Origin of the sequence: Comamonas squillarum (assembly GCF_025309455.1) — a bacterium.
GTDB lineage: Bacteria > Pseudomonadota > Gammaproteobacteria > Burkholderiales > Burkholderiaceae_C > Comamonas > Comamonas squillarum.
In genome coordinates this window covers 2690344-2702483 of sequence record NZ_CP104377.1, presented here as the reverse complement: position 1 = coordinate 2702483, position 12140 = coordinate 2690344, and the positions used below count along the sequence as shown (strand labels likewise).

Genomic DNA, 12140 nt, shown 5'->3' with positions numbered 1-12140 from the left:
GAACAGGTTCTTACAGCTTGGGGATCTTGATACGGCTGATCATCAGCGAGCCCGAGACTGCAAACAGCAGCACCAGCGGGTGCAGGGTAAAGCCGCCGATCAGCACTTTGCCAAACCACAGATCGGCGCGCACCGCGTTCATCACGGCGGCCAGCGCGAGCAGGGCCACCAGCACGATCGAGGTGGGGATGGGGGTGCCTTCGAAATACTTCACCTTGCCCGATGGCCCCTCTGACAGTGATTCTGCGGTCACGTTGTAGCGCGCCAGGCGCGAGACGCCGCAGGCCACAAAGTAGCCCAGCACAATGCGGTCCCACAGGCCTTGCATGCCGCAGGCATAGGCAATGATGGCTGGCGCCACACCGAACGAGATCACATCGGCGAGCGAATCGAGCTCGCGCCCCATCGCCGATGACTTTTGCCGCCAGCGCGCAATGCGGCCATCAAAGATGTCGAAGACCAGCGCGGCCAGCACCAGGGCGGCGGCAAAGTAGATGTGCCGGCGGTCCGAGGTCTCCAGAAAGGTCATCGCCGAGAACAGCGCGCCCACGCCGCAGACGGCATTGCCCAAGGTGAACCAGTCAGCGAGGTGGAACTCGCGAATCATCGAAAAACGTTTGTGTGGACTATTCATGGATAGGATGTCTGCGGCTCAAATGCACGGGCCGCCTCTGGGGGCGCCCTGGTTGCGACCATGGTACACCCAGTATCGGCCAGCGCCAAACCGGGCGCAGGCCGTGCTCCATCAAGCGGGCAAGATCTCCATCAATCCTACAAACAATGTAGGCGGAGCCACAACATTGCAGGGCCAGACTGGCGGCACTCAAAACTGGAGCCCTGTGCCGTGACTTTCAATACCGAACAACTGCTGGCTGACGAAGCCCAATACTGCTCTTTTGGCGACACCGTTCACTACGTCAACCCCCCCAAGATCTTCAGCGGCTGCGAGGGCAGCTACATGTTTGACCAGGCCGGCACGCCTTACCTGGATTTGCAGATGTGGTACTCGGCCGTCAACTTCGGCTACAAGAACAAGCGCCTGGAAGACAAGATGATCGAGCAGTTGCGCGAGCTGCCCCAGGTGGCCAGCCAGTACCTGCACCCGACCAAGATCGAGCTGGCCAAGTTCATTGCGCAAGATGCCGAGAAAAAATGGGGCATGCCAGGCCGCGTGCACTTCAATGTGGGCGGTGCCCAGGCGATTGAGGATTCGCTCAAGGTCGTGCGCAATGCCACCCATGGCAAAAGCCTGATGTTCGCGTTTGAAGGTGGCTACCATGGCCGCACCCTGGGGGCGTCGAGCATCACCTCCAGCTACCGCTACCGCCGCCGCTTTGGCCACTTCAGCGACCGCGCGCAGTTCATTCCCTTCCCCTACCCCTTCCGCCGCCCCAAGGGCATGACCTCCGAAGAATATGCGGAGTCCATCGTGCAGGAGTTTGCGCGCAAGTTCGAGAACGAATACCACGCCGTCTGGGATCCCAAGACCCAGCAGTGCGAGTACGCGGCCTTCTATGTGGAGCCGATCCAGGGCACCGGCGGCTACGTCGTGCCACCGCCCAATTTCTTCAAGGGCCTCAAGAAGGTGCTCGACGACCATGGCGTGCTGATGGTGGTCGACGAAATCCAGATGGGCTTCTGGCGCACCGGCACGCTGTGGTCGGTGGAGAACTTTGGCGTCAAGCCCGATGTGCTGGTGTTTGCCAAGGCGCTGACCAATGGCTTGAACGCGCTGTCGGGCCTGTGGGCCCGTGAAGAGCTGATCAACCCCACGGTGTTCCCGCCAGGCTCGACCCATTCGACCTTTGCCTCCAACCCGCTGGGCACGGCGCTGGGCCTGGAAGTGATGAAGATGACGCACGAGATGGACTTTGGCCGCCAGGTGCGCGAGTCGGGGGCCTATTTCCTCGATGGTCTGCGCCAGCTGCAAAAGCGCCACCCGGAAATCGGCGATGTCGACGGCATGGGCCTGGCGCTGCGCGCCGAGATCTGCACGGCAGACGGCTTTACCCCCAACAAGGCGCTGCTCGATAAGATGGTGGACCTGGGCCTCGAAGGCAAGCTCGAATACCAGGGCCAACGACGCGGCCTGGTGCTGGACGTGGGCGGCTACTACAAGAACGTGATCACCTTCGCGCCATCGCTGATGATCAGCCGCAGCGAGATCGACGAAGCGCTGGTGCTGCTCGACCAGCTGATCAGCCTGGCCAAGCGGTCCTGCGCTTGAGCGAGCCACTGCGCCCTGCGCGCAACCAGTTGGAGCCCTCGGCACTGATCGGGCAGTTTGCCGCGCATCCGCCCGAGGGCTTTGTGGTGCGCTCGGACCGGCCGTTTCCGGCCTTTCGCGCGCCCTTCGATCTGCTGACCACGGCCGACGCGGCCGTCAAGCGCTGGGTGCTACGGCTGCCCGGCGGTGCCTGGCTGGCGCAGCGCTTGCGGCTGCGCACCGATTTTGTCGGCTCGACACTGAGCGAGTACCTGGTGCTGCCCCCGGAGGTGGCGATGGACAAGCTCGCTGGTGAGCTGCGCCGCCACGCGGGGCGCTGCATGCTGACCGTCGTCAAGGACCTGCCGCAGGACTCGCCGCTGCTGCCCCCGGCCGACAATGCCGATGCCCGCCGGCTGGCCCAGGCGCTCCAGCACCAGGGCTTCATCCTGGTCGAAGGCCAGGCGCTGGCCTATGTCCCTATCGATTTCGAGCGCATCGATGCCTACCTGGCGCGGCTGTCGAAGAACCGGCGCTCCGACCTGCGCCGCAAGCTCAAGAGCCGCAGCCAGCTGCAGATCCGCCGCATTCCCACCGGCCCGGCCTTTGCCGACGAGCAGCTGGTCGATGCCTACTACGCGCTGTTCGAGGCCGTGTATGCACAAAGCACGCTGCATTTCGACAAGCTCACACGCAGCTTTTTTGCCGCGGTGCTGCGCGACGCCAGCAACCAGGGCCTGGTGTTCGAGTACCGCGATGCGCAGGATGGTGCCCTGCTGGGCTGGAACCTGTGCTTTGCCCATGATGGGCGCCTGGTCGACAAATACATCGGCCTGTCCTACCCGCGTGCGCGCCAGACCAACCTGTACTTCGTCAGCTGGATGGTGAACCTGGAATATGCGCTCGAATGCGGCCTGTCACACTATGTGGCCGGCTGGACCGATCCCGAGGTCAAGGCGCAATTGGGCGCCAGCTTCACGTTTACCCAGCATGCGGTCTACATCCGCAACCCGCTGCTTCGGGCCTTGGGGCGGCGGTTTTCCCGGCATTTTGAAAGTGACCGCGCATGGCAGGAGCAGCGATGACCCCCTTGGTGCTCGATGTCGATGGCTCTGTCGGCCCCTTGGCCGGCGAGCTGCGGCTGCCGCTGGGCGACTGGCAGGAGGCGATCCGTTTTGGGTCATCGCTGGGCCGCTACCAGCAGTTCCGCCGCCATGTGCAGGCGCAACTGCCCGCGCAGCATGGCACGGCCTGGATGGGCAGTGGCGATTTCCACCACCTGTCCTGGCTGCTGATCGAGCACTGCATCGCGCGCCAGGGCTACACAGCGGCGCGCCCGCTGCGCGTGGTGGTGCTGGACAACCACCCCGACAACATGCGCTTTCCCTGGGGCGTGCATTGCGGCTCCTGGGTACGGCGCATTGCCATGCACCCGGCGGTAGCGCATGTGCATGTGGCGGGCATCACCTCCGCTGACATTGGCGCCGGCCACGCCTGGGAGAACTACCTGGGCCCGCTGCGTGGCGGCAAGCTCAGCTACTGGAGCTGCGGCGTGGACACGGGCTGGGCGCGGCGCCTGGGCCTGTCGGCCGCCTTTCGCGCGTTCCCCAGCCTCGATGCGTTGACCGATGCCTTGGCGGCAACCCTGGCGCGCGAGCGCCAAAGCACCTACCTGAGCATCGACAAGGATGTGTTTGCCACCGACGTGGTCACCACCAACTGGGACCAGGGCCAGATGCGCGAGGCGCAGGCGCTGGGCATCATTGCAGCGCTGGAGGGCCAGCTCGTGGGCAGCGATATCACCGGCGATGTGTCTTCGTGGCGCTATGCCACCTGGTGGAAGCGCTGGCTGAGTGCCGGTGATGGGCAGGACACGGCCATGGATGCACAGGCGCTGGCGCAGGCCCAGGCAGGGCAGCATGCGCTCAACCAGCGGCTGCTGGCGGCCTTGTCAGCGTCCGCGTCAGCGCCGCCAGCAGCTGGGCAAACAGCGCATCGCTGAGCCAGGCGCTGTTGCTGATGGCCAGCAGGCGCTGCGCCCAGTCGCGGGCCTGCGGCACCGGGTCGTGCAGGGCCTCGCCCAGCAGGGGCGCGTAGCGCGCGTAGTCGGGCAGCACCTGGCTGAAGGGCAGCGACAGGCCCCAGCCGCTCGCCCAGTGCGCCTGCATCAGCGCATCGCGCTGGGCGGCGCTGGGCAGGCGCAGCAGAATCACCGGCCAGATGCCCTGCGCCTGGGGCGCGGCATCGTCCACCACCTCCAAACCCGGCAGGGCGCGCAGCTGAGTGATGCGCTGCTGCGCCTGCTGCTGGGCCTGCTCCCAGTGCCCACGCAGCCGCACCAGTGCGCGCAGGGCTACGCGCTGGCGCCCGGCGCCCAGGCTGTGCTGCGGGATCTGGCTGTCAAAATCATCGCCGGCCGCCTCCACCCAGTCGCCCCGCGCCAGGCTGCGCCGCAAGGGGGCGCCGTAGACGGCGTCCAGCAGCGCCGGCCGATAGGCTGCGGTGTATCCGAGCAGCGCCAGGCTGCGGCGCAGCTCCCAGGCGAGGTGGGGCCGTATGGATTGCTGGTGCTGCGCGCGCAGCGCTGCCATCAGCACCGGCTCGCGTGCCAGCAGCACGCCGCCTTCATAGGTGCTCAGGCCTTTGCCCACCGCCAGGCTGAACAGCGCGATATCGCCCTGCAAGCCCACGCTGCGGCCGTGCACGCGGGCGCCCAGGGCCTGGGCGGCGTCTTCGATCACATAGGCGCCGCAGGCCTGGGCGCGGGGCAGCAGGCTCGCGACATCGGCCACCCGGCCGCCCAGGTGGGTGGGTACCACGGCCAGGGTGCGGTGGCTGAGCAGCGCGTCGAGCGCGTTGCCATCCAGGTCCAGGCGGTCGGGCGACAGATCACACAGCCGCAGCTGCAGGCCGCACTGCGCCACAGCCATGGCCACCAGCGGGCAGGTGTAGGCGGGCACCACGACTTCGCAGCGCTCGGGGGCCCGCTGCTGCAGGGTTCGCAATGCCAGCATCAGCGCGGAGGTGCCCGAGCACTCCAGCAGCACCTCGTCCACGCCCAGCCAGGTGGCCAGCGCCCGGTCTAGCCGCGGGTCCCCCCAGGGGCGCAGATCGCCCAGCTGCAGTGGCAGGCCGGCGGTGGGCGGTACCGTGATGCGGCGCGCAGTCATCGCTGGGGGCCCTGGCGGTTGCCTGCCATCAGCGGGCGGCCGCGCTGGCGCCTGCCGCGCTGTCCGCCGGGCCCTGTGCCAACTTCTCTGCCGGCTCGGCGGCGCCATGGTCCTGGGCTTCGCTCACCGCCAGGCAGGCAATGCCGGCGATGATGAACGCGCAGCCCAGAATCTGGGGCAGGCCGATGGTCTCCTGGAACAGATAGTGCGACAGCAGCAGCACCGAGATGATCTCCAGGTGCGAGGCGGCAAAAGCCGGGCCGACCGGCGCGCGCCGCAGCAGATGCATCCAGGTGAAGAAGGCGCCGATATAGCCGACCAGCGCGCCATAGATCCAGGGCTGGGCAAACACGCGCCAGAGCCAGGAGGGGCTGAACTCCAGCGGCAGCGCGGCATCGCCCGCCTTCTTGAAGCTCAGCTGGGCCAGCGTGTCAAAGGCCATCAGCACCAGAAAGCCGACCAGGTAGAAGCGCTTCATGCCATCACCCCTTGAGGCCCACGACGGCCACGCCAATGGAGACGAGCACAATGCCCGCGACCCGCATCGGTGCGAGCTTTTCCTTGAACAGAATGCGCCCGGCCACCATGATGGCCACGATGTTGATGCTGCCCAGCAGCACGCCATCGGACAGGGGCACCAGCGACAAAAAGGCCAGCCAGGCGACAAACTCGATCACATAGCAGGCGCCGCCGATCCAGATCCAGGGGCGCACGAGCATGAAGCGCCAGTGCGCCATGCCGGTGGCCGTGCCCGGGGTCTGGCTGGCGGCGGCCTTGAAAGCCAGCTGCCCGCCGCTGTCGACCAGCACATTGACCAGCCACAGGCTGATGACTAGGGGGTTGATCTCAGTGCCCATGGGTGGCGGCCTGTGTTGGTATGCCACCAAGGCGGGCTACAAAGTCATGCACCTTGGCGATCACCGTGCGGCGCTCGCGGTCGATGGTGATCATGTGGTAGCAGTTGTCGAGCAGCACGACCTCGACCTGCGCATGGACGGCGCCAGCGGCGATGTCCTCGGCATTGGAGCGGTGGGAGATGTCGTCTTCCTTGGCGTGGATGGCCAGGCATGGCGCGCGCAAATCCCGCAGGTGGCTGCGGACATGGGCCGAGAGCCTGCGCAGCTCGATGATGGACCACCAGGGATTGCCGGGCAGGCCCGCGGCAGCGCTGTCGCCACCGTGCATTTGCGCGACGACCCTGGCGCGCAAGGCCTCGTCCTTGATGCCGTAGGGCGGTGCTTCCATGAACACGCGGTGGCGGCCAATGCCCAGCAGGCGGAACAGCGGCAGCAAAAAGGCCAGCTTGGTGTAGCTGGGAATGCTCCAGCCGTCATAGCGGAACGTGGTGGACAGCGCAGCCACCCCCGCCACCTGGCGCGGGTGGGAGGTGGCTACCGCCAGCGACAGCAAGGCGCCCATCGACAGGCCGCCGACGACGACCCGGTCGACATGGGGCCCAAAGCGCAGCAGCGCCGACTGCACGCTGGCGAGCCAGTCGGTCCAGCGCGTCTGCACCAGGTCCTGCATGCTGCCGCAGTGGCCGGCCAGTTGCACCGCATAGACGGTAAAGCCTTCGCGGTGAAGGCCCTTGGCCAGCAGGCGCATCTCGGCGGGGGTGCCGGTCAGGCCGTGCACCAACAGCACGCCGGTGCGCGCGGCAGCGCCGGAGCCGGGCATGACGAATTCATGGGGCGTCAGGCACAGCGTCTGCAAGGCCGCTTCTGCCGCTCTTTCCTGGGGTTGGCTGGCCAGATGGCGGGCGAGTGCGTCATTGGCCTTCATGCGAGGGCCTCCTGCTGCTGCATGAACTGCAGGAGCCAGGGCGTGGCATCGCTGAAACCCTGGAACGGTGCATGGGCGATGCCATGGCGCTCGCAGTGACCGATCAGCCGGTACTTGGCCAGCACATAGTCGGCCTCGTGCGAGACGCAGAAGTCCGAGCTGCTGTCGCCCACATACAGCACCCGGCCGGCCAGCGCTTTCTGCGTGGCCAGGCGCTCGCATTTGCAGTTGCCACTGGCACGCTTGCAGTGCGGGCTGGCCCAGGGGGATTCCAGCGACCAGCGGCGGGTGTCCTGCTGCAGCAGGCGGTTGGCGATCACCTCCAGATGGCCCAGGCCGTGGCGTGCCAGCACATGTTCGATGGCGTAGTCGATGCCGTCGCTGACCACTTGCACGCGCAGGCCCAGCGCCTGCGCTGCCTGTACAAAGCCGGGGAAGCCGGGGTCGATCGCAATGCTGTCCAGGTGCGCGTCCAGCTGCTGCTGGCTCATGTCCAGCAGCGCGACCTGGCCTTGCATGCAGGCGCGCGAGCCGATCTCGCCGCGCTCCCAGGCGTCTTCCAGGTCAGTCCAGCCGGGCCGGCCAAAGCGCTGCAGCAGGCTGTCAGTGACATCGACCAGGCTGATCGTGCCGTCAAAGTCGGACTGGACCATCCAGCCCGTGGTGTTGTGGCAAGCGGGCGCCTGCGCAAGCATGTATTTATTCATGGAAGCTCACTCTCACGTTCTGGCCTACACGCACATGGATGGGGGCGGTCTCGAACTCGAGCACGCACTCGACCACGCGCAGCGGGCCGCGCTGGGCGTCGTCCTGCAAGGTCGACGGCCCGTACATGGGGTTGATGCGCAGCACCCGGGCCTCGGGCAGCGCGGTGGCGCTGTCGTTGTCCAGCACCACGCTGGCGCGCATGCCCTTTTGCACCGTGCCGGCAAAGCTCTCGTTGAGCTCGGCGCGGATGCGCAGCGGGCGCAGCGGCAGCAGGCGCATTGCCGCCTGGCTGGTATGTACCTGGCTGCCGACCTGGGCGCGCAGATGCACCACGGTGGCCGCTTCCGGCGCATGCAGCGCATAGAGGCGCTGGCGCTCGCGCAGCTGCTGGGTCTTGGTCTGCATCAGCTGCACCTCGGCCTGTGCCACCTCGGTCTCGGACTGCGCATTGCGCAGCGCGGCCTGGGCGTTGTCCACGTCCTGCAGATCGGCTGCGCCATCGCGGGCGGCGGCCTGCAGGCGCTGGAGCTGGGTCTGCAGCAGCGGCAGCTTGGCGGCCAGGGCCTTGTGCTTGGCCTGGGCCAGGCGGTACGAGGACTGGGCGACGGCCAGCTCGGCGCGCAGGTCTTCGTCATGGACCTTGAGCAGCAGCTGGCCGGCCTGCACCTGCTGGCCCTCGCGCACGGCGATCTGCTGGACGGTGCCATCGATGGCGGTGGCCAGCTCCAGCAGGCCACCGTCGACCTCAATCTTGCCCCGGGCTACGGCGACCGGGCTTTGGTGCTGCTGGCTGGTGCTGGGCGCGGGGGGGCTGTCCGATGCCGGTGAGCAGCCGGCGAGCCCGCCTGCAGCCAGGCAGAGCAGGCCCAGCACCTGCCAGGCCTGCGGCAAGGGCCAGGGGGTTGCGGGAATCTTGGTCACGCGGGGTTCTCCATCAGGGTGTTTTGGCGCCGGTCGCTGTAGACGGCACCGTCTTCCATATTCAGTACGCGGTCGGCGTGCCCGACCAGGCGCGGGTCGTGGCTGACGCACAGCACCGTGGTGCCATGGCTGCGCGCGACGCGGTGAAGGATGTCGATCACCCGTTGTCCGCTCTCGGCATCCAGCGCACTGGTGGGCTCATCGGCGAACAAGAGCTGGGGCGCCTTGGCCAGCGCCCGGGCAATGGCCACACGCTGCTTTTCGCCACCCGAAAGCTCGGCTGGCCGCATGTGGGCGCGGTGGGACAGGCCGACTTCATCGAGCGCATCCTGGGCCCGCTTCAACGTTTCGGCGCGCCGCATGCCCAGGTAGCCCAGCGGCAGCTGCACCTGCTCGAGCGCCGTCAGCGCCGGGAACAGGTTGAAGCCCTGGAACACAAAGCCGGTGTGCAGCAGCCGAAAGCGCTCCATCTCGCGCACGGGCATGGTCGTCAGGTTCTGGCCCAGCGCAAAGGTCTGGCCGTCATCGGGGGTGAGCAGGCCCGACATCAGCGACAGCAAGGTGCTTTTGCCGCAGCCCGAGGGGCCGGATATCAGGGTCAGCTCGCCGGCGTACAAATCTACCGACAGATCCTGCAGGACCTGGATGCGGATCGCGCCCGAGACATAGGTCTTGCGCAATCCGACGGCCTGCAGGCTGGGTGTTGGAGGGGCGGGGATAGGGGAGGGCATGGCGATGTCCTTCAGCGCAGCAAGGTGGCCGGGTCGGTGCGCAGCAGCACGCGCATCGCGCCCAGGCCGGACAGCAGCGCCAACGTGGCCACCAGGGCAGCGCAGGCCAGCACGGCTTGCAGGTTGAGCGCAACGGGCACCCGGTAGACCTGGGCGAGCGAGACCAGGGCCATGCTGGCGATGGTGGTGAGCAGCAGGCCGGCAGCGCCGATCCAGCAGGCCTGCTCCACCACCACCCGGCCCAGCGCCGCGCGGCTGACGCCCAGCGCATTGAGTACCGCGTATTCGCGCACCGAGCCCGCGACCACGCTCTTGAGCGACTGGCTGGTGACGACCGCGCCGACCAGGCAGACGACGATGGCCATGAACAGCACGCCAGCACCCGCGCCGGTATCGAGCATCCAGTAGCGCTGGGAGCGGTGCGCAAAGCTGTCGGCAGTCCAGACCTCGTGCGGGCCAAAGCTGCGCGCTTCGCTGCCCAGGCGCCGCTGCACAGCCTGGTTGTCCACACCTTTGCGCACCCGGGCCAGCAGGTAGGTGCTGCCCTGGCTGGGCGAGCTGCCAGCGATCTGGTGCGCGCTCTCCAGCGATGCCAGCACGTTAACACCGCCCAGGCCGCGCAAGCCATCGACGGCGGCGACCACGCGCACGCGGTGGTTGTTGATCCAGGCGGTACCGCCTTCCTGGGTGGCCAGACTGCCCAGATCGGCGCGGTCGACGATGACGGCGCCGGGCTCGCGCAGTAGCTTGCGCTGCCAGGGCGCAATGACCCGATCGAACACCATGGCCGTGCCGGCGGTGGAAATGCCCGAGAGGTAGACCGACACCGCGCCGGCACCCTGGCCTGCCCCTTGGTTGGAACGCCAGTCGCCATCGACCCAGACAAAGGGCTCGACGGCTCGGATGTCCGGGTCCATGCGCAGGCGCATTTCCACATCGGGGCCAATGTTGCGGCCAAAGTTCACGCTCTGCGTGCCGGGGTAGCCCACCCAGAGGTCAGCCGAGCTGGCGGTGATGTAGATGGCAGCCGAGCTGAAAATGCCCAGCACCAGGGCGGCCTGCATCACCAGCAGCACACCGGCAAAGCCCACCGCGAAGACCGAGGGGACAAAGCGGCGCCATTCGTAGACCAGGGTTTTGCGGGCCAGCGCAATCATGGCGTGGCCCCTGCGGTGCCGGGTGGGGTTTGCGGCGGCAGTGGGGCGCCGCCCAGCGCCTGGAACAGCGCCACCCAGGCCAGCGCCTGAGCAGCTTGCGCCACGCTCTGCTGGCTTGCGTGCAGCAGCAGCTGGCGGCGGGGCTCCAGCGTATCGAGCTCGCTGGCCAGGCCCAGCTGCTGGCGGCGCTGCAGCTGTTGGGCGCGGCTGCGCAGCAGCGGTGTTTGGGTATCGAGCGATTGCTGGCGTTGCTGCTGGGCAGTGAGGCCGGCCAGCGCGGTTTCCACATCGGCAACGCCGTCGAGCACGCTTTGCCGGTAGGCCTTGACGGCGTTGTTCATCTCCAGCTCGTCGGCATCGGCCTGCGCGCGCCGTCGACCCCAGTCGAACAGCGGAATGTCGATCACCGGGCCCAGCGAGGGCACCTGGTTGGAGCTGGAGCGGCGGTTCTGCGTCAGGTTGTAGGAGTACAGCAATGAGCCCCCCAGCGCAAAGCGGGGGTAGAGCGCCGAGTTCGACAGGCCCGCTGCGGCGGCGGCGCGCTGCACCGCGGCTTCGGCCGCCAGGATGGCCGGGCGGCTGCGCAGCAGCTCGGCGGGCAGTACTTGCAGGCGCAGCGCAGTGGCGCTGGGGATGTGGGGGGTGCTGGAAGTGGCCAGCCAGGCGGCTTCGGGCTCGCTGCGGCCCAGCAGTGCAGCCAGCGCATGCGCTGCGCGTGCCTGGTGCTGCAGCAGATCGGCCTCCTGCGCGCGGCTGCGGTTGAGCTCCAGATGGGCTTGCTGCACCTGCTCGGCGCTGCCCATGCGCTGCTGCACACGCACCTGCTGCAGCTGCAGCCGGCGCGCATCGAGCTGCAGCTGCTGGTCCAGCACAAAGCGTTGCTGCTGCGCCACGCAGATGTCCAGATAGCGCTGCACCACATGGGAGACCAGCTGGACCCTGGCGGCCTGCAGCTGTGCCTGGGCATCGAGCAGTTGCGCCTGGCCATCGAGCGCACTGGATTCATAGGCGCCAAACAAGCCGAGGTTCCAGCCCATGTCCAGGCTGGCGTGGAAGTAGGAGTCGAGGGCGGCCACATCCTGCAAGGTGCGCACGCCGGCGCTGAACGCTGGCTTGTAGGCGGCGGTGGCCGTGCCCAGCAAAATGCGCTGGGCCTCAAGCCGGCCTTGCGCCTGGGCAAAATCGAGGTTCTGGGCCAGTGCTTGCTCCACCAGCTTGTCCAGTGCCGGGTCGCCCAGGAGCGTCCACCAGGCGCTCAGGTCGGCGGCCTTGACGGCATGCGCATGGGGTGCGCTGCCGCCCGCCTGGCGCCACTGTGCCGGGGTGTCGGGGTTGAGCGGGGGTTGCGCAGGCGTCATGCAACCGGCCAGCAAAGCGGCAGGTGCCAGCGCCAGCAGTGTTTTGCAGAACAAGGGTTTCACGTGCAATGGAGTCGGTTCTTGGCCGGTGCAGACCGGGGCGGCCT

The 12140-nt window shown here is 67.5% G+C and carries 13 protein-coding genes; 3 read left to right on the top strand and 10 right to left on the bottom strand.

What is annotated here, in order from left to right:
* Positions 1-10: 10 nt before the first annotated feature.
* On the bottom strand, positions 11-634 hold the full coding sequence (gene pssA / locus N4T19_RS12525; protein ID WP_182343595.1) for a CDP-diacylglycerol--serine O-phosphatidyltransferase: 624 nt from the start codon (positions 632-634) through the stop codon (positions 11-13).
* Positions 635-844: 210 nt separating this feature from the next.
* Between pssA and N4T19_RS12520 the strand changes: the two genes are divergently transcribed.
* Genes N4T19_RS12520 through N4T19_RS12510 form a run of 3 tightly spaced genes read left to right on the top strand, consistent with a single transcriptional unit; the run spans position 845 to position 4208 of the window.
* Positions 845-2227, top strand: coding sequence for an aspartate aminotransferase family protein (locus tag N4T19_RS12520; RefSeq protein ID WP_260718209.1), 1383 nt, complete (start codon positions 845-847; stop codon positions 2225-2227).
* Positions 2224-3291: a GNAT family N-acetyltransferase gene (locus tag N4T19_RS12515; RefSeq protein WP_243419365.1), complete on the top strand. Its 1068-nt coding sequence runs from the start codon at positions 2224-2226 to the stop codon at positions 3289-3291. Before N4T19_RS12520 ends, N4T19_RS12515 begins: the two co-directional genes overlap by 4 nt.
* A complete protein-coding gene (locus tag N4T19_RS12510) occupies positions 3288-4208 on the top strand; it encodes a hypothetical protein (protein ID WP_260718208.1) in 921 nt (306 codons plus the stop codon). Before N4T19_RS12515 ends, N4T19_RS12510 begins: the two co-directional genes overlap by 4 nt.
* On the opposite strand, the gene N4T19_RS12505 is transcribed toward N4T19_RS12510, so the two are convergent.
* Genes N4T19_RS12505 through N4T19_RS12465 form a run of 9 tightly spaced genes read right to left on the bottom strand, consistent with a single transcriptional unit; the run spans position 4132 to position 12096 of the window.
* Positions 4132-5376: a DegT/DnrJ/EryC1/StrS family aminotransferase gene (locus tag N4T19_RS12505; RefSeq protein ID WP_116926509.1), complete on the bottom strand. Its 1245-nt coding sequence runs from the start codon at positions 5374-5376 to the stop codon at positions 4132-4134. The two genes, N4T19_RS12510 and N4T19_RS12505, sit on opposite strands and share 77 nt — an antisense overlap.
* A gap of 28 nt (positions 5377-5404) precedes the next feature.
* Positions 5405-5854: a DMT family transporter gene (locus N4T19_RS12500; RefSeq protein WP_260718207.1), complete on the bottom strand. Its 450-nt coding sequence runs from the start codon at positions 5852-5854 to the stop codon at positions 5405-5407.
* Between the two features lie 4 nt (positions 5855-5858).
* Entirely contained in the window at positions 5859-6233 is a 375-nt protein-coding gene (locus N4T19_RS12495; RefSeq protein WP_116926508.1) for an EamA family transporter, read from the bottom strand.
* Positions 6223-7158 carry an alpha/beta hydrolase gene (locus N4T19_RS12490; protein WP_116926507.1) on the bottom strand — a complete coding sequence of 312 codons (936 nt, stop codon included), beginning with the start codon at positions 7156-7158 and terminating at the stop codon, positions 6223-6225. The genes N4T19_RS12495 and N4T19_RS12490 overlap by 11 nt, the downstream gene beginning before the upstream one ends.
* The gene (locus N4T19_RS12485) at positions 7155-7865 is read right to left on the bottom strand and encodes an MtnX-like HAD-IB family phosphatase (protein ID WP_243419363.1); all 711 of its coding nucleotides are present in this window, start codon (positions 7863-7865) and stop codon (positions 7155-7157) included. Before N4T19_RS12485 ends, N4T19_RS12490 begins: the two co-directional genes overlap by 4 nt.
* Complete coding sequence (locus N4T19_RS12480; protein ID WP_260718206.1) at positions 7858-8787, bottom strand: HlyD family secretion protein; 930 nt, start codon at positions 8785-8787, stop codon at positions 7858-7860. Before N4T19_RS12480 ends, N4T19_RS12485 begins: the two co-directional genes overlap by 8 nt.
* Positions 8784-9518 carry an ABC transporter ATP-binding protein gene (locus N4T19_RS12475; RefSeq protein ID WP_116926506.1) on the bottom strand — a complete coding sequence of 245 codons (735 nt, stop codon included), beginning with the start codon at positions 9516-9518 and terminating at the stop codon, positions 8784-8786. Before N4T19_RS12475 ends, N4T19_RS12480 begins: the two co-directional genes overlap by 4 nt.
* 11 nt (positions 9519-9529) lie before the next feature.
* Positions 9530-10675: an ABC transporter permease gene (locus N4T19_RS12470; RefSeq protein ID WP_116926505.1), complete on the bottom strand. Its 1146-nt coding sequence runs from the start codon at positions 10673-10675 to the stop codon at positions 9530-9532.
* Positions 10672-12096, bottom strand: coding sequence for a TolC family protein (locus N4T19_RS12465; RefSeq protein WP_409935108.1), 1425 nt, complete (start codon positions 12094-12096; stop codon positions 10672-10674). The genes N4T19_RS12470 and N4T19_RS12465 overlap by 4 nt, the downstream gene beginning before the upstream one ends.
* Positions 12097-12140: the final 44 nt, after the last annotated feature.